Source organism: Mesorhizobium sp. 113-1-2 (genome assembly GCF_016756475.1).
Taxonomy (GTDB): domain Bacteria; phylum Pseudomonadota; class Alphaproteobacteria; order Rhizobiales; family Rhizobiaceae; genus Mesorhizobium; species Mesorhizobium loti_C.
Genome location: NZ_AP023242.1, coordinates 6,533,182 through 6,557,361, shown reverse-complemented (window position 1 = coordinate 6,557,361; position 24,180 = coordinate 6,533,182). Strand labels below are relative to the sequence as shown.

Annotated in this window: 22 protein-coding genes; 8 read left to right on the top strand and 14 right to left on the bottom strand. The window is 62.3% G+C overall.

Annotation, left to right across the window (positions count from 1 at the left end; all coding sequences use genetic code 11):
• Positions 1-327: 327 nt before the first annotated feature.
• From JN279_RS31785 to JN279_RS38380, 5 genes are all read right to left on the bottom strand, one after another.
• Positions 328-1,155 carry a phosphogluconate dehydrogenase C-terminal domain-containing protein gene (locus tag JN279_RS31785; protein ID WP_096455031.1) on the bottom strand — a complete coding sequence of 276 codons (828 nt, stop codon included), beginning with the start codon at positions 1,153-1,155 and terminating at the stop codon, positions 328-330.
• A gap of 107 nt (positions 1,156-1,262) precedes the next feature.
• Positions 1,263-2,294, bottom strand: a complete 1,032-nt coding sequence (locus JN279_RS31780; RefSeq protein WP_096455033.1) for an ABC transporter permease — start codon at positions 2,292-2,294, stop codon at positions 1,263-1,265.
• Positions 2,291-4,774, bottom strand: a complete 2,484-nt coding sequence (locus JN279_RS31775) for an ATP-binding cassette domain-containing protein (RefSeq protein ID WP_096455035.1) — start codon at positions 4,772-4,774, stop codon at positions 2,291-2,293. Before JN279_RS31775 ends, JN279_RS31780 begins: the two co-directional genes overlap by 4 nt.
• A gap of 68 nt (positions 4,775-4,842) precedes the next feature.
• Positions 4,843-5,865 carry an ABC transporter substrate-binding protein gene (locus JN279_RS31770; protein ID WP_096455037.1) on the bottom strand — a complete coding sequence of 341 codons (1,023 nt, stop codon included), beginning with the start codon at positions 5,863-5,865 and terminating at the stop codon, positions 4,843-4,845.
• Positions 5,866-6,184: 319 nt separating this feature from the next.
• Positions 6,185-6,523, bottom strand: coding sequence for a LodA/GoxA family CTQ-dependent oxidase (locus tag JN279_RS38380; RefSeq protein WP_244734212.1), 339 nt, complete (start codon positions 6,521-6,523; stop codon positions 6,185-6,187).
• 154 nt (positions 6,524-6,677) lie between these two features.
• Between JN279_RS38380 and JN279_RS31760 the strand changes: the two genes are divergently transcribed.
• Positions 6,678-6,920 (top strand): hypothetical protein, encoded by a 243-nt coding sequence (locus JN279_RS31760; protein WP_202351149.1) that lies wholly within the window; start codon positions 6,678-6,680, stop codon positions 6,918-6,920.
• A 166-nt stretch (positions 6,921-7,086) separates the two neighbouring features.
• Here the strand turns inward: JN279_RS31760 and JN279_RS31755 are convergent, their stop codons facing one another.
• The 3 genes from JN279_RS31755 to JN279_RS31745 are packed head-to-tail and all read right to left on the bottom strand — an operon-like array spanning position 7,087 to position 10,644.
• Positions 7,087-7,911 (bottom strand): alpha/beta hydrolase, encoded by an 825-nt coding sequence (locus JN279_RS31755; protein WP_096455041.1) that lies wholly within the window; start codon positions 7,909-7,911, stop codon positions 7,087-7,089.
• 10 nt (positions 7,912-7,921) lie between these two features.
• The gene (locus JN279_RS31750; protein WP_202351148.1) at positions 7,922-9,400 is read right to left on the bottom strand and encodes an NAD-dependent succinate-semialdehyde dehydrogenase; all 1,479 of its coding nucleotides are present in this window, start codon (positions 9,398-9,400) and stop codon (positions 7,922-7,924) included.
• Positions 9,401-9,417: 17 nt separating this feature from the next.
• Entirely contained in the window at positions 9,418-10,644 is a 1,227-nt protein-coding gene (locus JN279_RS31745) for an iron-containing alcohol dehydrogenase (protein ID WP_096455043.1), read from the bottom strand.
• Positions 10,645-10,858: 214 nt separating this feature from the next.
• On the opposite strand from JN279_RS31745, the gene JN279_RS31740 reads away from it, so the two are divergent.
• On the top strand, positions 10,859-11,560 hold the full coding sequence (locus tag JN279_RS31740; protein ID WP_096455045.1) for a GntR family transcriptional regulator: 702 nt from the start codon (positions 10,859-10,861) through the stop codon (positions 11,558-11,560).
• A gap of 181 nt (positions 11,561-11,741) precedes the next feature.
• Positions 11,742-12,335: a DJ-1/PfpI family protein gene (locus tag JN279_RS31735; RefSeq protein ID WP_096455047.1), complete on the top strand. Its 594-nt coding sequence runs from the start codon at positions 11,742-11,744 to the stop codon at positions 12,333-12,335.
• A 115-nt stretch (positions 12,336-12,450) separates the two neighbouring features.
• On the opposite strand, the gene JN279_RS31730 is transcribed toward JN279_RS31735, so the two are convergent.
• The 6 genes from JN279_RS31730 to JN279_RS31705 form a co-directional block, all read right to left on the bottom strand.
• The gene (locus JN279_RS31730; protein ID WP_096455049.1) at positions 12,451-13,185 is read right to left on the bottom strand and encodes a ribonuclease activity regulator RraA; all 735 of its coding nucleotides are present in this window, start codon (positions 13,183-13,185) and stop codon (positions 12,451-12,453) included.
• Between the two features lie 23 nt (positions 13,186-13,208).
• Positions 13,209-14,372: a mandelate racemase/muconate lactonizing enzyme family protein gene (locus tag JN279_RS31725; protein WP_096455051.1), complete on the bottom strand. Its 1,164-nt coding sequence runs from the start codon at positions 14,370-14,372 to the stop codon at positions 13,209-13,211.
• A gap of 32 nt (positions 14,373-14,404) precedes the next feature.
• Complete coding sequence (locus JN279_RS31720; protein ID WP_096455053.1) at positions 14,405-15,502, bottom strand: ABC transporter ATP-binding protein; 1,098 nt, start codon at positions 15,500-15,502, stop codon at positions 14,405-14,407.
• A 10-nt stretch (positions 15,503-15,512) separates the two neighbouring features.
• Complete coding sequence (locus JN279_RS31715; protein WP_096455055.1) at positions 15,513-16,403, bottom strand: carbohydrate ABC transporter permease; 891 nt, start codon at positions 16,401-16,403, stop codon at positions 15,513-15,515.
• Positions 16,400-17,359, bottom strand: coding sequence for a carbohydrate ABC transporter permease (locus tag JN279_RS31710; RefSeq protein WP_096455057.1), 960 nt, complete (start codon positions 17,357-17,359; stop codon positions 16,400-16,402). The genes JN279_RS31715 and JN279_RS31710 overlap by 4 nt, the downstream gene beginning before the upstream one ends.
• 76 nt (positions 17,360-17,435) lie before the next feature.
• A complete protein-coding gene (locus tag JN279_RS31705) occupies positions 17,436-18,914 on the bottom strand; it encodes an ABC transporter substrate-binding protein (RefSeq protein ID WP_202351147.1) in 1,479 nt (492 codons plus the stop codon).
• A 211-nt stretch (positions 18,915-19,125) separates the two neighbouring features.
• On the opposite strand from JN279_RS31705, the gene JN279_RS31700 reads away from it, so the two are divergent.
• The 5 genes from JN279_RS31700 to JN279_RS31680 all read left to right on the top strand — a co-directional run bounded on the left by JN279_RS31700 (position 19,126) and on the right by JN279_RS31680 (position 24,109).
• Complete coding sequence (locus tag JN279_RS31700) at positions 19,126-19,836, top strand: GntR family transcriptional regulator (protein WP_202351146.1); 711 nt, start codon at positions 19,126-19,128, stop codon at positions 19,834-19,836.
• Positions 19,837-19,892: 56 nt separating this feature from the next.
• Positions 19,893-21,059, top strand: a complete 1,167-nt coding sequence (locus JN279_RS31695) for a mandelate racemase/muconate lactonizing enzyme family protein (protein ID WP_096455063.1) — start codon at positions 19,893-19,895, stop codon at positions 21,057-21,059.
• A gap of 60 nt (positions 21,060-21,119) precedes the next feature.
• Complete coding sequence (locus JN279_RS31690; RefSeq protein WP_096455065.1) at positions 21,120-22,478, top strand: mandelate racemase/muconate lactonizing enzyme family protein; 1,359 nt, start codon at positions 21,120-21,122, stop codon at positions 22,476-22,478.
• Between the two features lie 95 nt (positions 22,479-22,573).
• Positions 22,574-22,900 carry an NIPSNAP family protein gene (locus JN279_RS31685; protein WP_096455067.1) on the top strand — a complete coding sequence of 109 codons (327 nt, stop codon included), beginning with the start codon at positions 22,574-22,576 and terminating at the stop codon, positions 22,898-22,900.
• A gap of 9 nt (positions 22,901-22,909) precedes the next feature.
• Complete coding sequence (locus JN279_RS31680) at positions 22,910-24,109, top strand: mandelate racemase/muconate lactonizing enzyme family protein (RefSeq protein ID WP_096455069.1); 1,200 nt, start codon at positions 22,910-22,912, stop codon at positions 24,107-24,109.
• The last annotated feature ends 71 nt before the right edge of the window (positions 24,110-24,180 follow it).

Genomic DNA, 24,180 nt, shown 5'->3' with positions numbered 1-24,180 from the left:
CGTGCCGGCTTATCCTGAACGGATCGTCGCTCCCCAGCCGTCCTCCACTCGTCCAGGTTTCCCAGCAGACCTGATGGATCCGAGTTCCCGAACAGCTTAGCCAACTGGTATAATGAGTCAACCACTATTTCAGATGATCTGTATGTGAGTGGTTGATGCTTTTCCCTTCTCCCCTTGTGGGAGAAGGTGGCCGAGCGAAGCTCGGTCGGATGAGGGGTGCTCCAGGGAACACCAACGTCTCACTCCGCTGGAACACCCCTCAACCGTCTCGGCGCTGCGCGCCGATCCACCTTCTCCCAGGGGGAAGGGAGAACCGAGCCCGCCCTCTCATGTAATCCGCTGAATGCTGGCGGCGATTTCTTCTGGTTCGAAGACACGCTTCCAGTCGTCGCGCATCAGCACCGGTTTGCCGAATTCGATGGCCTTGTTGCAGGCATCGGAGAACACGCCCTTGGTCTCGCCGAAGATGACGGCGCCGAGCACATTCATGTGGCCGAGCAGGAAATCGAGCGCGGCCTGCCGGTCGACGCCGCGCGCCACGACCTCGTCGAGGGCTTCCTTCATGACGACGAGCAGCGAGGCGCACACCGTCTCCGAAAGGCCGGGCTCCAGCAGCGCCATATGTTCGACCGTGACACGGTGCGAGCGCATCACCGGCGCCCAGATGATCTGGGCGATCTTCTCGCCCTTGGCGTAGTCTTCCTCCGGCCCTTGCATCAGGGCGCTGACGAAATGCTGCCTGGCCTTCACGCCGCCAAAAAAATCCTTCTTGGCGGCCATGTCGGTCTCGTCGTTGAAGATCGGCGGATGGCAGGGATGGGTCACGAAATAGGTGAGGTCGGGACGATCGGGCAGGTGTCCGGCAAAGGGGGCCGCCGCGTCGAGCACGATCACCATCGTGCCTGAGGCAAGCTTGCTTTCGATGCTTGCGGCGACCTTGCCGATATGCGTGTCCGGCACTGCCAGGATCACGACCTCGGCACCTTCGAGGGCCTCGTCGACGCCGACCGCATCGAAGCCCAGACCGGTTTTCAGCCGCTCCTTGCCCGCCTCGCTGATCTCGACGTGGCGGATCGTGTAGTCCGATCCGCGAAAATTGGTCGACAGGCGGTAGCCCATTTTCCCGCCCGCACCGAACAGCGCAATCGTTGTCATCTGGCTTTGCTCCTTGAACCCTGGGCGATCGTCGCGCGATCGTCAACTTATATACTGGTATGATCACTCTACCATAATTTGGCAAGTGGAATTGTCGACCTGGCCCGTCACTCCGGCACAGACGCGGCCGCATCTGCCGGCGGCCTCGGCGTCGCGCCGTCGGCAGGTTCGGTCGTCGCGCGCCGCGCCAAGGCCTGTCGGCCGGCCAGCGCCAGGACGAAGATGACGACAATGCCCTGGACGATGTCCTGGGCGCCGGGCGGCAGCCCGATAATCTGCATGGTCGTCACGATCAGGATGAGCAGGATGCTGGCGAACAGCGTGCCGAGCGCCGTCGCCGAGCCGCCGAAGATCAGCGTGCCGCCGAGCACCACGGCGGCGATCGACTGCAAGAGGTAGGGTTGGCCCATTTCGAGGAAGGCGCCGCCAATATAGGCGCCGAGCAACAGACCGTCGAGCGAGGCCAGCACCGACGAGATGATGAAGGCTGCCGCGATCACCCGGCCGTTGTTGATGGCGGCGAGGCGGGCGGCCGTGCGGTTCTGGCCGACCGCCGACAGCAGCTGGCCGAACACGGTGTAGCGAAGAACGAAGGAAGCCGCCGCCACGCCGAGGATGGCGATGATGGCCATGATCGGAACACCGGAGATGCGGCCCGTCGCCAGATCCTTGAGCGCCGGGCTGACGGCAAAGCCGGGGATCGCCTTGTTCGACAGCAGCGTCGCGGTCGCCAGCACATAGCCGGTGGCAAGGGTCGCGATGATCGCCGGAATGCCGAGGCCGACGACGAGCAGCGAATTGAGCAGCCCGACCGCGAGGCCGAGCAGGACGGTAGCGGCGACGCCAATGGCGAGGTTGGCATCCTGGCCTTTGATGGTGAGCAGCGCGACGAAGGCGCTGAGCGTGATCACCGAGGCGACGGAAAGGTCGATATTGCCGCGCCCGGTGGTGACGACGAACATCTGGCCGATGCCGACGACGGTCAGGAACGAAGCCGACAGCACGATGCCCGACAGGCTGGACAGGCTGAACCGGTTGGTGACGACGGAGAGCACCAGCCAGAGCAGGAGTACGCCGATCGCCGCCCAGATCCAGCGGTTTTTCTGGGCCCAAAGGGTGAAGGTGGATAGCGCGTTCATTGTTCGCTCCGGCGGTCCGCGGTCAGGCCGCGCAACGTCAAGAGCGCGATCAGGATCAGCCCTTGCGTCGCGGCGTTGAAGTCGCTGCTGACATTGAGCGTGCCGAGCAGCGCGCCGATCAGCGACAGCGTCACCGCGCCGGCGATGGCGCCGACCGGCGAGACGATGCCGCCGAGCAGTGAACAGCCGCCCATCACCACGGCGGCGACGCTGAGCAGCGTGAACGAATTGCCGGAGTTGATGTCGCTTGCCGTGTTGATTGCCGTCAGCGACAGGCCGGCGGCCGCCGCGAACAGCCCGGCGATGAGATAGCGCACCAGCGCGTAGCGTGTCGGCGACCAGCCCGAGCGGATCATCGCGGTGGGATTGTTGCCGAAGCCGCGCAGCACCACGCCGAGCGGCAGCCGGTCGATCGCCAAGACCACCAGGGCGACCGCGGCGATGAGGATGATGGATGTCGGCAGGAAGTCGAATGACCAGCCGAACAGCGCCGTCAGCCAGTCGGGGCTGGCGCCGCCCGGCGTCGGCTGCAGCGCATAACCCAGCCCCACCCAGATGAACGAAGCGCCGAGCGTGACGACGATGGCCGGGATCTTGCGCGCCTGGATCAGCCCGCCGAGACCGGCGTAGGCGGCGACCGCCGCCAGAAGCGCCAGCGCACCGAGCCATGGCTGATCGTAGAGCAGCGTAGCGCTGAGCACGCTGACCAAGCCGGCGAAGGCGCCGACGCCGAGATCGATTTCGCTGCCGCCGACGATGAACATCTGCGCCGCCGTCACCAGCACCAGCGATAGTGCCGGCATCAAGAGCAGGTCGAGGCCGAAGATCGAGGCGACCGCCGGATTGGCCGAGATCATCACCGCCAGAACGGCGGCGAGGCCGATGAAGGGGGCTGCGTTCACCAGCCTGCGGACCAGCCCGGCCGCGCCGGCCTTACCTTGCGCGGCATCGGCGCGCTTGTCCGCCTGCTGGACGAAAGATGCCCCGACGATCGCCGCTTCGGTGATCGCCTCGCCGGTCAACTCCTTGACGATCCGCCCGCCCGCAAAGACCAGCACGCGGTCGCAGGCCAGCAATTCTGCATCCTCGGTGGTGTGCCAGACAAGTGTCCGTCCGCTGCGTGCGATGTCGTTGCACAGCCGGTAGAAATCCTGCTTGGTGGCGATGTCGACGCCGCGCGTCGGATCGTCGAGCAGGATGATCGGCGTATCGGCGACAAGCGCGCGGGCAACCAGCGCCTTTTGCTGGTTGCCGCCGCTCAGCTCCAGAATGTTGGAGCCGAAGCGGTTTTCGTCGAGCCGCAGCCGGGCGGCGGCGTCGGCCGCGGCCTCACGGTTGACCCGGTCCGAGACCAGGCCCAGCGACGGGCGGCGCGCGAGGCTGCCGATGGAGATGTTGCCGAGCACGCTCCACAGCGGGAACACGCCTTCCTTCTGGCGGTCGCCGGCGATGAAGCCGGCTTCGGCGGTGCGGGTGACGGCGGCATCCTTTGCCGGATTGGGCTTGAAGATGGCATGCAGCAAATCCTTTTGGCCGCTGCCCTCGAGCCCCGCCAGCCCGACGATCTCGCCGCGCGCGATCTCGATGTCGCGGCCGAGTCCGGATGTCAGCGCACCGGACAGCCGCACCAATGCACCCCCGGCGCTGGCGGCGGTGGCGCCATGCTGGTGGACCGAATTGGCGTCGCCGCCCATGAGCTGCACCAGTCTGCTGATCGACGTATCGGCCACGTCGCCGCGCCAGGCGGTGCGTCCGTTGCGCAGCACGACAATTTGCGCGGCGATGTCGATGATTTCCTGCAGCTTGTGGCTGATGAAGATGAAGGCAAGGCCAGCCTTGGCCCGCTCGCGGATGAAGGCCCGCAACTGCTTGGAGCGATCGAGATCGAGCGAGGAGGTCGGCTCATCGAGAACGATGAGCCTGACGCCGGGCGTCGCGGCGGCGCGTGCGATCTCGACCATCTGCCGTTCGGCGATGGAGAGCTGACCGACGTCCGCGTTCACATCGATTGTGTTGCCGGGGAAGACGGCATCGAGCGCCGAGCGCGCGCGGCCTCTGTAAAGCCTCCGCCAGCCCGGGCGGCTTGCCGCGTCCTGCGGCGTCTCCAGAAAGAAGTTCTCGGCCACGGACAGGTTGGCGCACAGCGACAGTTCCTGATGCACCATGCGGATGCCGCGCCGTTGCGCTTCCGCCGTGTTGTAGTCGGTGAAGTCAAGCGCCTGGCCGGCGAAAGCGATCGAGCCCAGGGTCGGCCACATCGTGCCGCAGAGAATGCGCATCAGCGTCGACTTGCCGGCGCCGTTGCCGCCGACGAGGCCGATGATCTCGCCGGCCGAAACGGCAAGATCGATCTCGGCATTCGCCAGCGTCGGCCCGAAACTCTTGGTGATCTGTGAAAGCGAGACGATTTCCTGCCGGATCGAAGCGGCGGGCGCCATGGCGGCTGCACGCCTTTGATCGGCAACGGCGAGATGGGACATTCGTCCTCCGTTTCTTCACGGCCAAGGATCGGGCGCCATCCGGCGTCCGATCCATTGTGCTGGACGCGTTACTTGCTCAGCAGGTTCTGCTTGACCCAGTCGAGCGAATAGCTGGGGCTGATGATCTGGCCGCCCGGCAGCTTGGCATAGTCCTTGAGGTTGCTGGCATCGACGGTTGCGACAGGCATGATCATCATCTTGGGCGCCTTGGCGCCTTTGAGCAGGGACAGGCCGAGCCAGAAGGCAGCGCCGCCAATGCCTGGCGTCGTGTTCATCGAGACCGTCTGGTAACCGTTCTTGGCGTTCTCGTCGGCCCACCATTTGACGAAGTCGGTGCCGCCGCCACCTTCGATGATTGGCATCTTGCCGGCATAGTCGCCGCCATACTGGACGAAGGCCTGTGCGATGCCGACGTCGTCGCTGCCGCCCTGGCCGAGCACGGCGTCGACATGCGGCAACGAGGGCAGCACATTGGCGATCGCGGCCTGCGCCACCGAAGCGGTCGCCTGGCCATAGACGGTGGCCACCACCTTGATGTCGGGATATTTCGCCAGCACCGACTGCTGCGCATTGAACATGTCGTTGTCGGGCGCCGAGCCCTTGACGCCGCGCACCTGGATGACGTTGCCCTTGCCGTCGAGCATCTTGAATACGGCCTCTGCCTGGGTCGCCTTGTAGCCCTTGAAGTCGAAATTGAGCTGGTAGTTGCAAGGCGCCGACGCGACCGAATCGAAAGAGACGACGATGATGCCGGCCTTGCATGCTTTTTCGATGATGCCGTTGACCGCGGTTTCCGAGGCGGCGTCGACCGCCAGCACGTCGACCTTCTTCAGGATCAGTTCGGCGATCTGGCTGTTCTGCTGCGCCACCGAGCCGTCGCCGTTCATGATGATGTAGTCGGCGATCTGGCCGGCGGCCTTGGCTTCCTTGGCCGAAGCCTCGAACGCTTCCACCATCTGGTGGCGCCAGGTATTGCCGTAATAGGCATTGGTCAGCGCGATGACCGGTTTGTCCGACGACGCCATTGCTGGCAGCGTCACAACACTGATCAGCGCGGCGCTGGCCAGCGCCGCCACGATTGAACGTTTCATTGTATCTCCTCCCAGAAAAACCATAGGACGCAGCGCATCTGCTGAGGATCACGCTATGTCAGGTACATATTATACCAGCATACCAAATAGGCAAGGGCGTTTGCTTTCCCCCGCGAGGCGTAAGCCTGTCCCAGGCGTCGAGTGATGGTTTCGGCGGTACGCTCGGCCATGCTTTTGGGGGCGGCATCAAGCCGAACCAGATCAAGCAAATGCGATTCCAGGATGGTCTTCAGCCTGCCATCGTCCGAATGAAATCGCGGAAGTGGCCTGTCGAGGAAGGCCCCAGGCGACCACAGCGGTTCGCCAAGGGCCTATGGGTTCAAGCGAGGTTTTCTCCCATGCGGGTGAAGCGGGCCGGGTCGGCCTTCTCCATCCGCAACGCCAGGAGGTATCCCACCACGGCGGCAGCCGGGATCAGTGCCGGCAAAATGATCCCGAGCGCAACGCCGGTGGTACCGGTAAGATCGCCGAAATGCACGAAGATGTAGACGAATTCCTCGTAAGTGACGTCGATCGTCTGGGTGGAACATTCGTTAAAGTCGGCCTGCCAAGGCAGGCCGCTGAGCTTGGTCAGGTCGCCCGGCTGCAGACCTGTATCGAAATCGCCGCCTTGCGACAGCGAGTCCGAGGCATAGGCGATATAGCCTTCCTCGCTCACGCCGGCGCGAAGTACAACGATAAGACGAAGAAATATGTTTGTAAAAGACTATATTTGGGAGGGTTTCAAAGTGACATAAATTTTATATATTTGTTGCTCCGGCTAACCTATTTTTCTGTACATTAGCTCTATCGCAAGAAGGATAAAAACACAAATGCTTAGGAAGAAAAATCAATGGCTTGGTATGGTCGGGCTGGATGATCTACATCTGACCGCAGCCTTGCAATATTCCCTGAGCGCGACCGACCAGCCGTTTTTCGTGCATCTAGAGGCCGATCGTTTCGCTGGGCTTTGCCGTCAGGATCGGTTCTCCTCCATTGTCATGGCCTCACATTCGCGAGCGCCGGCCGCGCGTACCTCATCGGCAATGTCGGCGCCCGCGCGTCACAACCACTGATGCAGGGCAAAGGTGGACAAGCGACCTTCCAGGTGCGCTGTATCTCTCTCGGGATTGGCACTGCCCTCGCGGGCGTTGATGAAGGTACTTTTGAAACGGCTTCTCTGCCACGTCGGTGCGACTCTGAAGACTGAGGCCGACGCGGTTACTGAGAACCTACTCTTTCTCAGTGGCGGTTTCTTTCGATCATCGCTATCAGGCAATCGGCAGCTTGCGTGCCGCTGAGGCCCAGATCCCGTACGCTGTTCATGTGATTGCGCCCATCCAGGCAGAGGTTGCGGACACCGTGCCCCTGCGCGCGCAAGAGTGTTGCGAAGTCGGCCGCCTGCTGGTGAAAAGGTGGCGTTTCCTGATCTCCGACGAGAATGGTCGCTGCCGTGTTCGGGTCATGCCACCGCGTCATTGGCGTGAAGGCAACTGCCTCTTCGTCGGTGATGCCGATCAACGGCTCGAGGAAGGACGTCTGCAGCGGCTTCAGGTCGTAGAGGCCGCCCAGCAGCAGCGCTGCATGGATGCGCGATGGCATGGGCGTCTTTTCGAACAGGAAGGTGGCAAGGTGCGCGCCCGCAGAATGGCCACTGACGCTCAGCCGACTGGGATCGCCGCCGTGGCCGGCGATGTTGTCCAGCACCCATTGTTTGGCGCGTCGGACCTGCTCGACAATCTCTGCCATCCGGACCTCGGGCATCAGCGCATAGTCGACAATGACCGCAATCGCGCCGGCTTTGGTGACTGTCTCCGCGACATAAGAATAGTCGCTCCTGGAAAACATGCGCCAGTAGCCACCATGGATGAAGATGTGCACTGGAAGGTCGCTGCGCCTTCCCAGGGGAAAGAACAGGTCGAGCCTCTCGGCTTTGCCTTCACCGTAGGGGACATCGGCGACCATGGGCAGCGTCGCCCGGGTTGCAGCGCTGCGCGCCACGATATCGGCGACGATATCGTCAAAGTCGGCAACGTGATCGCGTGTGCGGAAGGGGTCTCTCGGCATGGGTGCCCGATCAGAAGGTGACGGCGATGTATTTCGCCTCCATGAATTCAGCGATGCCGTGGTGCTGGCCGCCTTCGCGGCCAAGGCCGCTTTGCTTGACGCCGCCGAAGGGCGCCGCCGGATCTGACATCAGCCCCCGGTTGAGGCCTATCATACCGGCCTCGATACCCGACGCCACACGCATGCCGCGCCCCACATCGCGCGTATAGATATAGGCTGCAAGGCCATATTCCGTGTCATTGGCGTATGCGATGGCCTGGTCCTCGGCTTCGAACATGGTGATGGGCGCCACCGGCCCGAAAATCTCCTCATGCGCCATGTCGGCTTCGGGCGAAACCGCAGACAGCACCGTCGGCGGGTAGAAAAAGCCTTCGCGGTCCAAAATCGAGCCGCCGCAAAGCACCTTGGCTCCCCGCTCAATCGCGTCTTTGACGAGACGGTCGATCTTGTCCACGGCCTTTCTTGTGATCATCGGACCGCACTCCGTATCGGCATTGGTGCCCGCTCCCACTTTGAGCGCCGCCATGCGCTTGGAAAGGCCGTCGGCGAACGCGTCATGAATGCCCGACTGCACATAGATGCGGTTGGCGGCGGTGCATGCCTCGCCGGCATTGCGCATCTTGGCGATCATGGCGCCGTCGAGCGCCGCATCAAGATCGGCATCGTCGAACACGACAAAGGGCGCATTGCCGCCGAGCTCCATCGAACAGGAGATGACATGCTTGGCAGCCTCGGCAAGCAAGGTTCGGCCGACACCAGTCGATCCGGTGAAGGAGAGCTTCCTGACGCGCGGATCGGCCAGCATGGCGAAGGTCAGCGGGCCGGGACTGGTCGTGGTGATGACGTTGACGACGCCGGCCGGCACCCCGGCCTCGCTGTAGAGCGCGGCCAAGGCGTAGGCCGTCAGTGGCGTTTCGCTGGCAGGTTTCAGGATCACTGTGCAACCGGCCGCCAATGCCGGCGCAATCTTCCGGGTCGCCATCGCGGCCGGAAAGTTCCAGGGCGTGATCAGCACGCAGATCCCAATCGGCTCATAGTCGACCACGATCCGGTTGGTGCCGGACGGCGCGGTGCCGAACTCCCCGGTGATGCGGACGGCCTCTTCGGCGTTCCAGCGGAAGAATTCGGCCGCATACGCGACCTCGCCGCGCGCGTCGCGCAACGCTTTGCCGTTCTCCAGCGCGATCAGCATGGCGAGCGTTTCAGACCGTTCGACCATGAGTTCGAAACAGCGTCGAAGGATTTCCGAGCGCTTGCGCGGCGCCGTCTCCCGCCATCCTTTGGCGGCCCTGGCCGCAGCCTTGACCGCGGCTGCGGCATCCTCGAGCGTTGCATCGGGAACCGCCGCGATCACGGCCCCGGAGGACGGATCGACGACATCGATGAGCCGGCCGTCGGAAGAGGGGCGCCACATGCCGCCGATGTAAAGCCCGTGCGAAAACCGGCGCACGTCATAGCCATCCTGGTCGATCTGCTGGGCAAGGTTCATCATCTTGTTCCGTTCGCTCAATGGGCGCAGGCCGCGAGATCGCCGTCATGGGCCGCCTGAACTAGGCGTCGCATGGTGGCGAGATCGAAGGGGCGCGGATTGTTCTTGATGAGTCGGTCGATGCCGAGCGCCTGCTCGGCGGTCCAGTCGAGCTTATCGGCGGGCAGGCCGAGATCCGCCAACGTCGAGGTGATGCCGATCGCGGCGAACAGCCGCCTGATCTCTTCGATGGCAGCGCCGGCCTGTTCGTCGTCACTGCGCCCATCCGCGGAGAGCCCGAGCGCGCGGCCGATCTCGGCCATTTCAGCAGCAGCCACACGCCTGTTGTAGGTCATGACGTAGGGCATCATGGTTGCTACCCCCAAGCCGTGCGCGGTGTGCGTAAGCGCCCCGGCGGGATACTGTACGGCATGCGCCGCCGCCGTACCGGCGGTGCCGAACGCACACCCTGCCGCCAGTGCGCCCATCATCACATCGGCACGCGCATCGGCGTCAGTGCCGTCCGTGCAGGCTTTCTGCAGACTGCGCCCCAGCAGCTTTATGGCCAGCAGCGCGAAATGATCCGTCAGCGCGGTCTTGCCTATGAACACGTGCTTTTGCGGCAGGTCCGGGTCCTCGCCGCGCCGCATGGCGGTGAAAGCCTCGATCGCATGGGTCAAGGCATCGGCGCCGGCGATCGCGGTGAGGGCAGGGGGGCAGGTCATCGTCAGTTCGGGGTCGCACAGAGCGACGGCCGCGATCAGATAAGGGCTGGATATGCCGACCTTGAGCGTCCGGTCGGGATCGGAAATCACGGCGACCGGTGTCACCTCGGAGCCAGTGCCTGCCGTGGTGGGCACCGCGATCAGCGGCAGCGTCGGGCCGGGAACCTTGAACTCCCCATAGTAGTCCTGGAGTTTGCCGCCATGGCTGAGCAGCAAGGCGGCGCATTTGGCGAAATCGAGACAACTGCCGCCGCCGATGCCGATCACCATTTCGGGCCGGAACCCCTTCGCCTCGTCGACGCAGATGCTGACTGTGTCACGCGGCACGTCGGGGAGGACGCGGTCGTGTGCCAGCACCTCCATCGAGGCCGCCTGGAGCGATTTGACGATCTCCGCGAACACCGCGGTGCCGGCGAAGCGCTCGTCGGTACAGACCAGCGCGCGCCGTCCGAATCTGCTGGCGACTGTCGGCAGCGCATGACGCTGGCTCTTCCCGAACAGGATTTCACGCGGAAGCCGGAGGGCGGCGAAGAGGCTCATGATGATCTTTTGTCCTTTGACGGCGGCGGCTCAACTGGGAATTGGGAAAGGCTATCGCGACGGACCTGCCATCTGTCCGCAACGCCGCTTGAACGCACTGCGGCGACGCCCATGTGACGGCTCAAAGAGGTATCTGCTTTTAAATCGTATAGGATATAGGATTGCATCTGCTGGAGCATCGTGTTAGCAGTCCTCACTGTCAAGGGGCAAAAAAATGCAGACCGTGAGCTTAACCGACACGACTGAAACGACCGCCGGCGGCGGTCGCATCCAGCGCTCCAACAGCCTGGTCGAGGATGTTTACGAAGCGATCTTCGCGCAGCTTATGGCGCTGAAGATCGCGCCGGGCTCACGCATCACCGTTGATAGCCTGGTCAAGGAATTCAACGTCTCGCACACACCTATCCGCGAGGCGCTCGGCCGCCTCGAAGGCGAAGGCCTGGTGCTCAAGACGCATCTCATTGGTTATCGCGCAGCACCCCAGATTACCCGGCGCCGTTTCGACGAATTGTACGAGATGCGCCTTCTGCTCGAGCCGCATGCTGCGGCCAAAGCCGCCGCTGCCATGGACGAAGCAAAGCTCAACACTTTGCTGGAAGCGGCCGGCGTGATGTCACGGCGCGAGGGCAAGGACGATCGCCTGCGCTATTCGAATTTCGCCCGGCAGGACGCGATCTTCCACGACAAGATCATGGAGTTTTCAGAAAACGAACTCATTCGGGAGACGTTGAGCCACCAGCACACCCACTTCCACATCTTCCGCTTGATGTACCATTCCCGGGTGACCGAGGAAGCGCTCGACGAACACGAGGCGATTCTCGCCGCATTCGGTAGGGCCGACGCGGACGCCGCCCAAGAGGCGATGCGCGTCCATATCGAGCATTCCCGCGATCGCTTGCTTCCGGCATTTGATTGAGGCCGGAATCGATGTCCTTTGCCGGTGTGCGGCGCCGTCAAGCTCGATGCGCCGCTGATCAACCAGGCCAACGCCAAGGAATACTATTTCCCGGACTCGCCATTCTGACCCGATCCGATTTCACCGAAAGGCAGGCCGCGATCTGCGCCTTGCCCAGCCCAAAACATTGAGAGGAAGAGCCATGCCAGGTAAAAAAATACTGATGCTGACCGGTGAGTTCACCGAGGAATACGAAATCTTCGTCTATCAGCAGGCGATGGAAGCCGTCGGTCACACCATCCACGTGGTTTGCCCGGATAAGAACGCCGGAGACCTGATCAAGACCTCGCTGCACGATTTCGAGGGCGACCAGACCTACACCGAAAAACTGGGCCACTATGCGCTGATCAACAAGACGTTCTCGGAAGCCGAGAGACAGCTCGATCAGTATCATGCCGTCTATTGTGCTGGCGGTCGTGGCCCTGAATATATCCGCACCGACAAGCGCGTTCAGGCGATCGTTCGTCATTTTCACGAAGCTCAGAAGCCGATCTTCACGATCTGCCATGGCGTTCAGGTTCTCATTGCCGTCGATGGCGTCGTGCGCGGCAAGAAGGTTGGTGCATTAGGGGCATGCGAGCCGGAGGTGACACTCGCCGGCGGCACCTACATCGATCTGTCTCCGACAGAGGCCTATGTCGACGGCACAATGGTTTCGGCCAAAGGCTGGACAGCCCTCGCAGCCTTCATCCGCGAATGCCTGAAGGTGCTGGGAACGGAAATCCGGCATAACTAAGGATCGTCCAAGCAGACTTGGAGCGGTTCACCCATCCTGGTTTGAAGTTGCACCGCTCCAAGTGCACAAAGTTTTGGTCGAGACGCGCTGGTGATCCATACGCTAGATGGTTCTGCTAGCGCCTTGCGCTGCGCCACGCCTCGTATTCTGCGCGGGCGTCGTCATGCAGTGGATAATAGCGTTGCAACGGGGCGCCCTGGAGGAGCTTCTCGCGCGAGAACTCTTCCCAATCGTGATGCTTCTTCGCTTCGTCGATGACCTTTGCTGCCATTGCCACGGGAACCACCACCACGCCGTCATCATCGGCGACGATGATGTCGCCGGGGATCACCGTGACACCGCCGCAAGCGATCGGAACGTTGACGGCATTGGGATAGATGCTGGTCTGTACATGATAGTTGGGCGTCCAGCCGCGCAGCCAAAGCGGCAGGTCGAGCTTCTCGACATTGGGCCGGTCGCGCATACACCCGTCGATCACGATGCCCGCGCCGCCTCTGCCCTTGAAATAGGTCGACATCATATCGCCGAAGACGCCCGAGCTCATGTCGCCGCGCGCGTCGACCACGACCACATCGCCCTCCTGGGCGTGATAGAGCACGTGCCGGTGCAGTTGCGTCTCCGGGTCGGCGTATTCTCCTTCGTTGAAGAGGTCCGGCCGCTGCGGCAGGAACTGCAGCGTCAGCGCCGGCCCAACGATCGACTTGCCGTGGTTCTGCGCCACCGGTCCGACCATATGCGGATTGCGGAAGCCCATATGGCCGAGCGTGCCGGCAACCGTCGCGGCGCCGATCTCCCTCAATCCCTCGATCAGATCCTTGGACGGCCGGATGATGTCGGAGGTATGCGTCATGGTGAACTCCGGTTGAAATTGAACTACCAGTTGGTGACAGAACCGTCGCGGCGCTTGAGGTGGGGCGCTTCCCAGAAACGGAAACTCTGCGCCTGGATCGCCGCCTCGTTGACCTCGACGCCGAGCCCCGGCAGATCGCCGACCGGATAGGCGGGGCCGTCGAGTTGTGGTTGCACCGGGAAGAACTCGGAGCTGTCGAAGCCCAGCTTCCTTTCCGGCACTCTGGTCTCGAGCCAGGCGAAATTGGCGACTGCGGCGGCCAGATGCACGGTCGCGGCCGTGCACACCGGGCCGAGCGGATTGTGCGGCATCAGATCGACATAGTGCGCTTCGCTCCAGCCCGCGACCTTCATCGCTTCGGTGAGCCCGCCGACATTGCAGATGTCGAGCCGGTTGAACTGATGGATGCCGCGTTCGATGTAGGGCAGGAACTGCCACTTGCTGGCAAATTCCTCGCCGATGGCGAACGGAATGTCCGTCATCGTGCGCAGCGATTCGTAGGCCTCCGGTGTCTCGTCGCGTATCGGCTCCTCGAGGAAATCAAGCACGCCGCGACCTAGCTTGTTGCAGAAGCTGGCCGTCTCGGCCACCGACAGCCGATGATGATAGTCGATGCCGAGCACGACCCCGTCGCCCAGCGCCTCGCGGGCCTTGTTCAGCATCCGCGCGGTCACGCCGATCGACTCGCGCGGCTCGAAAATGTCCTTGCTGCTTTGCCCGGCGGGGAAGAAGCGGATCGCCTGCCAGCCCTGCGCGCGCAACTCCCGGGCTCGTTCGATGGCAACATCGCCCTCGGCCTCGTCTCCGGTTGAGGCAAAGGTGGGGATACGGTCGCGCTGCTTGCCGCCGAGCAACTCGTAGACCGGCACCCCCAGCGCCTTGCCCTTGATGTCGTGAAGGGCGATGTCGATGGCGGAAATCGCTGCCTGTAGAACGCGCCCGCCTTCGAAGTACTGGCTGCGATAGGCCTCCTGCCATATCCGCCCGATCTGCATGGGGTCGCGGCCGATCAGGAACTCGCGATAGTGCTCGACGGCGCCGGTCACCGCCCTCTCGCGGCCGCTCAAGCCGCTCTCGCCCCAGCCGAAGATACCTTGGTCGGTCTCGATCTTGACGAGCATTTGGTTGCGCGTTCCTACCCACACTGGGTAGGGCTTGATCGCGGTAATCTTAAGCTTCCCGGTCATCCGGCCCCCATTCCATACGCCCCCGCCTTGTCTCAGTCAGCCTCGAGAGCCATTTCAGTTTCGCCGTCGAACAGGTGCATCCGCTCTTGGTCGAACTCGAGCCAGATCTGCTCGTCTGGCGCGACGGCGATGGTCGGCGGTACGCTGACGTTGACGATGGCGCCGGACAGGAACGCCTGCACGAAGGTGATGTCTCCGGTAGGCTCCACCGTGTAGGCCTTGGCAGGGACGCTGCCTGGCACCGCGCTCTTGTGCAGCTTGATCGTCGAATGACGTGCGCCGAGCACGACTTTCTTGGTTGTTGCCCGCGCGACCTTCTGGGCATTGCGCGGCGAGAGCTCGAGGCTCCAGCGCTCCGCGCCCGTCAGCACGGTGTTGCCGTTTGTCGTCGATGCTTCCAGCGGAACAAGGCTCATCGCCGGGCTGCCGATGAAGCTGGCGACGAACATGTTCACCGGATGGGCAAAGACCTGCGCCGGTGAATCGTATTGTTGCAGGTAGCCGCCGTTCATCACCGCCATCCTGTCTGCCATGGTCACGGCTTCGAGTTGGTCGTGCGTCACGTAGATGATCGTGGCCTTGAGGTCCTGGTGGAAGCGCTTTATCTCCGACCGCATTTGCACGCGCAGTTTTGCATCGAGATTGGAAAGCGGCTCGTCCATCAGGAACACAGCGGGATCGCGGACGAGGGCGCGGCCCAGGGCCACACGCTGCTGCTGCCCGCCCGAAAGTTCGCGCGGCTTGCGCTCGAGCAACTGTGTCATGTCGAGTACGCGCGCCGCTTCCTTGACCTTCCTGTCGATCTCGTCCTTGGGCAGTTTGCGCATCTGCAGCGGGAACGCGAGGTTCTTATAAACCGACTTTTGTGGGTAGAGCGCGTAGTTCTGGAACACCATTGCGATGTCCCGGTCCTTCGGGTCGAGGTCATTGACCACCCGGTCTCCGATGACGATATCGCCCGACGTGATCGGAATCAGACCCGCGACGAGATTGAGGGTCGTTGTCTTGCCGCAGCCTGACGGACCGACGAGCGCAACGAACTCGCCGTCATTGACGGTCAGCGAAACCTCGTTGACGGCTTTGAAGCTGCCATAGGTCTTGACGAGATCTTTGAGGACCACATGGGCCATCGGCAACTCCCTAGTGCTTGACCGCGCCTTCTGTGAGGGCGCGTACGAAGTATCGTTGCAGGACGAGGAACAGCACCACGACGGGCACGCTCATGATAAAGCTGGCTGCCATCAGGCCTGGAAAGTCCGTCGTGTTTTCCGAGAAAAAGCGCTGGATGCCGACCGGCAACGTCAGTTGCTCGTTCTTGGAGAGGAAGGTGTAGGCGTAGATGTACTCGTTCCACGCGCCGATGAAGGAATAGATCGCCGTAGCGATGATTCCTGGCGCCGAGAGCGGCATCACGATCAGGATAAAGGCCTGGAACCGCGTCGCCCCGTCGATGCGCGCCGCCTGCTCGAGTTGCACCGGGATGTTGTCGTAGAAGCCCTTCAGCAGCCAGATCGCCAGCGGCAGGCCGAAGGTGAGGTAGGTCAGGATCAGCGATCCGTGTGTGTTCACCAGCCCGATCGCGCGCATCAGGATGAAGAGCGGCACGAGAAAGATAACCGCCGGGAACATGTTGCGAAGCAGCACGGCGAAGAACAGGAAATTCCGGCCCGGGAAGGTGAAGCGCGAAAACGCATAGGCCGCTGGAACCGCCACGATCACCGAAAGGATGGTCGTGGCAGTGGAAACGTAGAGGCTGTTCCAGAAGAAGCGGAGGAAGTCCTGGCCGACGCTGTTCTGCGGATCGAGCAGCTTCTGGTAACTGGCAAGTGTCGGTTCGTCAGGCCACCATTGCGGCGGGAATTGCATCGCCGCGAAGCCGGACTTGATCGAGGTGAGCAGCATCCAGATCATCGGCAACGCCGTGTAAAGGAGCATGAAGACGAGGAAGATGCGCCCGCTCCACCGCCATCCGTCGACACGCATGCGGCGGCGGGCTTGGCCTCGAGCGGCGGTCTCGGCGAGTGTGCTCATACGCTGCCATCCTTCCGCTCGTTGCCGCTCAGCGCACGGACGTAGAAGTAACCGAACATCATCAGGATGAGGAACAACAGCACCGAATAGGCCGATGCCACTCCCCAGCGCTGGCGGCCGAAGGCGAGCTCATAGATGTGGGTGATCCAGATATGCGAAGCGTTCGACGGCCCGCCGCCGGTCATGATCCAGGGGATGATGAAGGAATTGAAGTTGGCCACCGCCAGCAGCAGGATCGTCACCGTCGAGACGTTTCTCAAATGCGGGAAGGTGACATGCCAGAAGCGCTGCCATGCATTGGCTCCATCGACCTTTGCGGCGCGCAGCAACTGTTCGGGAACGGTCTGCAGGCCGGCCATCATCATGATCATGGCGAACGGGAACTCGCGCCAGATATTGACGACGATCAGCGAGGGCAGCACCGTTGAGACGCTGTCGATGAAATTCGGCGGCCGGTCGGCCCATCCAAGCCCGACCAGCACCGCGCCGATGATGCCAAAGTCCGAATGGTAGATCCACTTCCAGATATAGGAGGCGGCGACCGCGCTGATGACCCAGGGAATGATCAGGATGGCGCGAAGGACACCACGGCCGACAAAGTCGCGATGGAGCGCCAGCGCGCAGGCAAACCCCAGGGCAAAGGAGATGAAGGTGGATGCCAGTGTCCAGATCAGGGTGTTCGAGGTGACCTTCCAGAAAATCTCGCTGCTGAGGATCGCCGTATAGTTGTCGACGCCGACGAAGATCTTGTCGCGAAGCTGCAGGCCGGGCGGCGTGTTGAAGAACGACAGCTCGACCGTGTAGTAGATCGGATAGGCGATCACGATCAGCATCACGGCCATCGCGGGAAGCACATACGCGTAGTCGGCGCGATGCTCCCAGATCCTGCGCAGCAAGCCGGATCCCCCCGGTTGCAGTCTTCCGCGAGCCTCGGTCTTGCCGGTCACGATCGTCACTTTGGCGTGCCCTTGTTATTCGGAACGAACCGGCTGTCCCCTGGAACAGCCGGTCGGATCGCAGGTCAGGCTCGGACTAGAGTCCGCCCATCAGGTCTTTCACCTTCTGGGCCGCGTCATCTGCTGCCTGATCGACGGTCATCGCTCCGGTCAGGGCATTCTGCAGCATGTCCGGGATGATGATGTTCATGATCTCGGGAGATTGCGGCAGCGCCGGGAACGGGATGCCGTATGGCAGCATCGAAGTCGTGACATCGAGGAACTTGATGCTGTCCAGACGCTCCTTCATCCATTTGGTCTTGAAGCCGTTGAGATTGCCCGGATTCGAGCCGGCATAGGCCATCTTCAGCGACCATTCCGGGCTGGTCCACATGCAGATGATGGCCTTCGCGGCCGGTTCGTCCACCTTGCCGCCCTCGACATATTCAGGCTTCAGAATGTGAATGTTCGAACCGCCGAAGACGACAGCGCGCTTGCCGTCGGGGCCGGTCGGGATCAGGCCGTAGCGCATGTTGTCGATGACGGTCTGCGCCTTGTCCTTGTCGGTGCCGGTCGCCTTCTTCTGCAGGTCGAGCATGACATTGTAGTCGGACGGGTGCGAGATCATCATACCGAGCTGGCCGGCGAGGAACAGCGGCTGGTTGTCGGCCTGCTGGTTGGTGAGTGCCGAAACCGGAACCGACTTGTCGCGGACATACATGTCGTAGGAGGCTTGCAGGGCGGCCTTGCTCTGCGGGCTGTCGATCTCGATCTGCTTATAGGTCGGGTTCGCCGTGGCTTCGTCGAAGACCCCGCCGCCATAGGCCCACAACTGAGGCATGAAGCGGTACGGTGTATTGCCGGCATTCTTGCGGGCCACGAGGCCGTAACCGGCGATGCCGAGCTTGTCGTGGATTTGCTTGGAATACTTGACGACATCGTCCCAGGTTGCCGGAGCCTTGTCCGGATCGAGGCCCGCACGTTTGAAGATGTCGGCATTCCAGATGAAGGCCATCGTTTCATTGTTGGTCGGAATGCCGTAGGTCACGCCGTCCCAGGTCACGGCTTTCATGGCGCCGGGCCAGAAATCCTCGGTCGAATATCCCACGTCCTCGGGTTTGAGCGGCTGCAGATAGCCCTTTGAGGCGAACTCCGTGCCACCCAGGATTTGCAGCCGCACCGCCATCGGCGCGGCATTGCCAAGCAGCGCCGTACGGAACTTGTCCAGGAGATCGTTGTAGGTGAGCGCCTGGTCCTCGAGCTGGATATTCGGATAAGTCTTGCGGAAGGTTTCGAAGAAGTCCTTGTAGTACTGGCGCAGGAGGTCGGGGTCGCCCTCGAACACGCCCTGATACCAGAACGTCAGTCGCCCCTTGTAGTCGAGCGGGGTGACCTTGGCGCAATCGCCTGCCGTATCAAAATCCTGTGTGCCCGCAATGGAGCGCACATATTCGGGCGACCACTTGCTCAGGTCGACCGGCGCCGCGCCCAGAGCCGGTGCGGACATCAACGATGCGATCAATGCAGTGGAGACAGTGCCGCGCAGGACGGCACCGCCGAGTGTGAACCTCGTCATAGGTATCCTCCAGGTTTCTCTCCCATGCCGCCCTTATCGAGGTGGGCGGGCTTTACTCGTCGGCTGCGGGACATCTCCTCAAATGTATCCCTTCGAGCACTTTATACGTTTTCAGATCGCAGATTGGCTGTCAACGAAACAAATCGTACATTGTTTATGGAAATCGTGCGTGATATCGAGAAAGTCGTGTATTTATGGAAGGGGGGCGGCCTTGGCCGAAGCGCGGGAATTTAAAGCAGAGCCTCCCGAGGGGATCGATCCTCTCGGCGCCTCGAGCGAGGGCGCCTCGCTTTATGAGCTGATCAGGGAGGACATCATCGAGGGGCGGCTCGCCGCCAACGAACGGCTGGTGGTCACCGATCTGGCCCGGCGTCACGGCACCTCGACCAATCCTGTGCGCGAGGCTCTGCAACTGTTGCGCGGGGAAGGCTTTGTCACCTTTCTCCCCAATCGCGGGGCGCGCGTGCGACCCATAGATCAGGATTTTGTCCGGGATATCTACGAGATCGGTGTGCTGATCGAACCAGCCCTGACGCGATGGTTTGTGAACATGGCCACCGACGAGGACATCGCCGAACTCGAACGTCTCCAAGGCCTGATCGAGGAGAACAATTTCGCCGACACATTCAGGCATAGCGAGCTGGATACGGCTTTCCACACCGTGATGTACCAGCGGCACTATAACCGCCATGCCGCCGAGCTTTGGTGGAAGCATCGCGAAGTGCTGCGAGCGGTAAGCCGTCGTTTCAATTTCACGCTGGCCCGCCGTGCCGCGATCATTCGCGAGCACCGCGAACTCATCGCTCATGTAAAGGCGGGAAATGCGGACGAGGCAGCCGAACTCATTGCGCGCCATGTCGAGGGTTCCGGGCGCCATGTCCTCGAACACATGCGCGCGCGCAACGCCGCTCGGGCAGGGTAGGACAATCGGCCCGGAACACCGCTCTTCGGTTCATTCCAGACAAGGGTAGTTAAGAGATGAAAATCACGAGCATTCGGCCGTGGCTGATCAAATCCGATGCTTCTTATTGGGGAGAGTACCTGTTCGTCGAAGTGACGACCGACGAGGGGGTGAGCGGCTGGGGGGAGATCACCACCACCACAAAGCTGGCCAACCGCGCGCTCTGTACGATCCTGCGACAGATAGGCGCCGCCGTGACCGGCGAGGATCCGGCGCGCATCGAGCACCTGTGGCACAAGATTTTCCGCAGCTTCACCTATATGGGCAGCCGCGGCGCCGCCGTCGAATGCGTGAGCGCCATCGACATAGCCCTCTGGGACATCCGCGGCAAAGTCCTCGGCAAGCCGATCTACGAGTTGCTGGGCGGCCCGGTGCGCGATGAAATCGCGCTCTACACCCATCCCAACCAGGCCAAATTCACCAGCAAGGAGGCCGTGGTCCGCGAAATTCGCGATATTGTCGAGTCAGGACACACCGGGCTCAAATTCGATCCGTTCCCCCACCAAGGTCCTAGTGTCGATGGCGAGGCTCGCGAAAGGAGGGACGGCTATCTCGATGGCAGCATGACCCGCAAGGACGAGCGCGAAGCGGCCGAACTCACGGCCCTGATCCGCGAAACGGCGGGCCCTGACGTCGACATCCTCATCGATGCGCATGGCCGCTTCGACGTTCCCACCGCCATTCGCCTCTGCCGCAGCCTCGAGGAAGCCGGCCAGATCGACTGGTTCGAGGAGCCCTGTCCGCCCGAGAGCCTCAACGCCCTCAAGCAGGTGCGTGACAAGGTCAGCGCCCCGATCTCGTGGGGCGAGCGCGGCCACACGAAATGGGATTTCGTGCCGGTGCTCGAGAACAAGCTCGCCGACTACATCATGCCCGACGTCACCTGGACCGGCGGCATTACCGAACTGAAGAAGATTTCCGCCCTGTGCGAGGCCTACTACATCCCGGTCTCGCCGCATGACGCCGCGGGGCCGATCAACGTGGTCGCGGGGGCGCAGGTGATGATGACCGTTCCGAACTTCTACAAGCTCGAGACGTCAGAGTGGAACCTGGGCAAATACGATCACCTCATCGACAGACCGCTCGACGTCTCGAACGGCAACCTCAAGCTGACGTCGAAGCCTGGTCTCGGTGTCGAGATGAACCGCGAATACCTGCAAGCCCATGAGATCGAGCTGAGCTAGCAAGGCTCGATGCCGGCCAGCGTTTGGGGCGACGGGCCCCGACCAGAACGAGGACAAGTCATGCCAAAGACGGGAGGAGCCGGCGAGGCTCTCAATCGGGTCAACGCCAATTCAAGGCCATCCGACCTTCGCATCACCGACATGCGGGTTGCCGAAATCGTCGGCGCGCCATTCACCTCGGCACTGCTCAAGATCTATACCAACCAGGGCATCGTCGGGCTTGGCGAGGTGCGTGACGGCGCCAGCGCCACCTATGCGCTGATGCTGAAAAGCCGGCTGCTTGGCGAGAACCCTTGCGACATCGATCGCCTGTTTCGCCGCATCAAGCAGTTCGGCGGCCATGGCCGGCAAGGCGGCGGCGTGTCGGCGGTCGAGATCGCGCTGTGGGATCTCGCCGGCAAGGCCTATGGCGTCCCCATCTACCAGATGCTCGGCGGCAAGTTCCGCGATCAGGTGCGCGTCTATTGCGATACCGATGCCGAGAAACCGAGCGGCACCGAAACCGGGAAGCGCCTCAAGCAGCGTATGGACCGCGGTTTCACCTTCCTCAAGATGGACCTGGGCTTGATGCAGATTGCCCATGTCCCGGGCGCCGTGGCCGCGCCCGCCGGCGCGCTCGAAGGGTTTCACGCCAACCCGCGCGGCCGTGGCGGGACACCAGAGGAGCGCAAGGCCCGCAATCTCGCCTACGACGCGCAGAACGTGCAGCACCCGTTCACGGGCCTGCATTTCACCGAGAAGGGGATCGACCTGCTCGAGCAGTACATCCACGAGGTCCGCGAGGTGGTCGGATACGAGATCCCGCTCGCCATCGACCATGTCGGCCACATCTCGCTGCAGGACGGCATACGCCTGTCGCGCCGTATCGAGAAATACGTCCCAGCCTGGTTGGAGGACGTGATCCCCTGGCAATATACCGAGCAGTACCGGCAGCTGCAGCAGGCCACCACGGTGCCGATCTGCACCGGCGAGGATATCTACCTCAAGGAAGGCTTCGAGCCTCTGCTCAAGAGCGGCGGCCTCTCCGTCATCCACCCGGACCTGCTCACCAGCGGGGGCATCCTGGAGACCAAGAAGATTGGCGACATGGCGCAGGATCACGGCGTCGCCATGGCCATCCATATGGCCGAAAGTCCGATCGCCGCGATGGCTGCCGCGCATGTCGCCACCGCGACCGAAAACTTCATGGCGCTCGAATACCACTCCGCCGATGTCGACTGGTGGGACGACATCGTCACCGGCTTACCCAAGCCGCTCGTCAAGGACGGCTTCATCACCGTGCCCGACAAACCGGGGCTGGGCATAGACGATGTGGTCGACGAGGTGATCAGCCGGCATCTGCAACCCGGTGTCACGGGGATATGGCAATCCACCGAGCACTGGGACAATGAATATAGCTGGGACCGGACCTGGAGTTAGCCCAGACCACCTGCCATCATTCCCCAGGCTCACAGGGCCAACGACCGACCATTCGTGTCGACCTCTCCCAAGCGAAGAAAGAAACGGACGAAACCATGATCTACGAACTGCGTATCTATGACTGCCTGCCGGGCAGGCTGCCGGCTTTGCTCAAGCGCTTTTCCGAGCAAACGCTGGCCATCTGGGAGAGGCATGGCATCCGCCAAGCCGGGTTTTTCACCACGGCGATCGGTGAAAAAAGCAATCGCCTCACCTATTTCCTCGCCTGGGAATCGTTGGCCGAGCGTGAGGCGAAATGGGCGGCTTTCGTTACCGATCCGGCATGGCACAGAGCCCGGGACGAGTCTGAGCGCGACGGGCAGATCGTTGCCAATATCAGCAGCCAGCTGCTCACGCCGACGGCTTTCTCGTCTGTGAAATAGGACTGCGCCATGAAGATCACCGACCTGCGCTGCGCCGTCATCGGCAAGCACCCGATCGTCCGCATCGTCACCGACGAGGGCCTTCATGGCCTTGGCGAAGTCGAGTTCACCAAGACCTACCTCAAGCCTTTCGTGCTGCATTTCCGCGAGGCGCTGATCGGCGAGGACCCGACCGACGTCGAGCGTGTCATGCTGAAGATCCGCCAGCGCGGTTCGTTCAAGCCCTATGGCGCCGCGGTGAGCGCCATCGAGCATGCCTTGTGGGACATCGCAGGCAAGGCGGCGGGCGTGCCGGTCTACAAACTGCTCGGCGGCAAGGTGCGCGACAAGGTGCGCGTCTACAACGGCTCGATCCGCCGGAAGCGCACCGGCGACCGGCCGGAGGATTACGCCGCCGACGTCAAATGGATGATGGAGCAGCCGCAGAACTTCTTCATGGTCAAGCAGGGAATCTCGTTCCACTCCAACATGAAGGACAGCATCGAAGGCTTCCATTACGGCGTGACGCAGAAAAAGGCCGGCTATCATGGTGCCATGGATCAGGGCGTGATCAGCGAACGCGGTTTCAATCACATGCTCGACTGCGTGATCGCGATGAAGGAGGTGCTGGGCGACAAGGTCAGCCTGGCGCTCGACTGCGGCCCGGGCTGGATGCTGCCCGATGCGATCAAGTTCGCCCGCGCGGTCGAGAAGTACAATTTGATGTGGCTCGAGGACATGCTGACCGGAGACTATGTGCCGTGGGTCAATCCGCAGGCCTATCGGGAACTGACCACCTCCACATCGACGCCGATCCATACCGGCGAGCAGATCTACCTCAGGCACAATTTCAAGGAGCTGATCGAGACGCAGGCGGTGCGGGTCATCGGTCCGGATCCGGCTGATATCGGCGGCATTGCCGAGCTCAAATGGGTCGCCGAGCATGCCTATATGCACTCGATCCTGATGGCGCCGCACGGCACCGCGAACGGCCTCCTCGGCCTCGGCGCACTGATCAACGTCTGCGCCACCTTGCCCGCCAACTACATCGCCTTCGAGTATCCGAGCGCCTCCGACCCGTGGTGGGAGGATCTGGTGGTCGGCCTGCCGGCGCACATCGTGAAGGACAGCATGGTGGACGTGCTGGAGGCGCCGGGGCTGGGTCTCGATATCGACGCTGAAGCGGCCAGGAAATATCTCATGGAAGAGGATAGGGGCTTCTTCGACTGAAACTCCATTCGCCCTGCACGACGCTACCCGTCTGGGCATCAACCGGGTCGTTGTGTGCGCCAGTCATACTC

Excerpts from the sequence above, each read along its gene's own strand:
- JN279_RS31785 (WP_096455031.1), bottom strand. The coding sequence starts at position 1,155 with ATGACAACGATTGCGCTGTTCGGTGCGGGCGGGAAAATGGGCTACCGC.
- JN279_RS31780 (WP_096455033.1), bottom strand. The coding sequence starts at position 2,294 with ATGAACGCGCTATCCACCTTCACCCTTTGGGCCCAGAAAAACCGCTGG.
- JN279_RS31775 (WP_096455035.1), bottom strand. The coding sequence starts at position 4,774 with ATGTCCCATCTCGCCGTTGCCGATCAAAGGCGTGCAGCCGCCATGGCG.
- JN279_RS31770 (WP_096455037.1), bottom strand. The coding sequence starts at position 5,865 with ATGAAACGTTCAATCGTGGCGGCGCTGGCCAGCGCCGCGCTGATCAGT.
- JN279_RS31760 (WP_202351149.1), top strand. The coding sequence starts at position 6,678 with ATGCTTAGGAAGAAAAATCAATGGCTTGGTATGGTCGGGCTGGATGAT.
- JN279_RS31755 (WP_096455041.1), bottom strand. The coding sequence starts at position 7,911 with ATGCCGAGAGACCCCTTCCGCACACGCGATCACGTTGCCGACTTTGAC.
- JN279_RS31750 (WP_202351148.1), bottom strand. The coding sequence starts at position 9,400 with ATGAACCTTGCCCAGCAGATCGACCAGGATGGCTATGACGTGCGCCGG.
- JN279_RS31745 (WP_096455043.1), bottom strand. The coding sequence starts at position 10,644 with ATGAGCCTCTTCGCCGCCCTCCGGCTTCCGCGTGAAATCCTGTTCGGG.
- JN279_RS31740 (WP_096455045.1), top strand. The coding sequence starts at position 10,859 with ATGCAGACCGTGAGCTTAACCGACACGACTGAAACGACCGCCGGCGGC.
- JN279_RS31735 (WP_096455047.1), top strand. The coding sequence starts at position 11,742 with ATGCCAGGTAAAAAAATACTGATGCTGACCGGTGAGTTCACCGAGGAA.
- JN279_RS31730 (WP_096455049.1), bottom strand. The coding sequence starts at position 13,185 with ATGACGCATACCTCCGACATCATCCGGCCGTCCAAGGATCTGATCGAG.
- JN279_RS31725 (WP_096455051.1), bottom strand. The coding sequence starts at position 14,372 with ATGACCGGGAAGCTTAAGATTACCGCGATCAAGCCCTACCCAGTGTGG.
- JN279_RS31720 (WP_096455053.1), bottom strand. The coding sequence starts at position 15,502 with ATGGCCCATGTGGTCCTCAAAGATCTCGTCAAGACCTATGGCAGCTTC.
- JN279_RS31715 (WP_096455055.1), bottom strand. The coding sequence starts at position 16,403 with ATGAGCACACTCGCCGAGACCGCCGCTCGAGGCCAAGCCCGCCGCCGC.
- JN279_RS31705 (WP_202351147.1), bottom strand. The coding sequence starts at position 18,914 with ATGACGAGGTTCACACTCGGCGGTGCCGTCCTGCGCGGCACTGTCTCC.
- JN279_RS31695 (WP_096455063.1), top strand. The coding sequence starts at position 19,893 with ATGAAAATCACGAGCATTCGGCCGTGGCTGATCAAATCCGATGCTTCT.
- JN279_RS31690 (WP_096455065.1), top strand. The coding sequence starts at position 21,120 with ATGCCAAAGACGGGAGGAGCCGGCGAGGCTCTCAATCGGGTCAACGCC.
- JN279_RS31685 (WP_096455067.1), top strand. The coding sequence starts at position 22,574 with ATGATCTACGAACTGCGTATCTATGACTGCCTGCCGGGCAGGCTGCCG.
- JN279_RS31680 (WP_096455069.1), top strand. The coding sequence starts at position 22,910 with ATGAAGATCACCGACCTGCGCTGCGCCGTCATCGGCAAGCACCCGATC.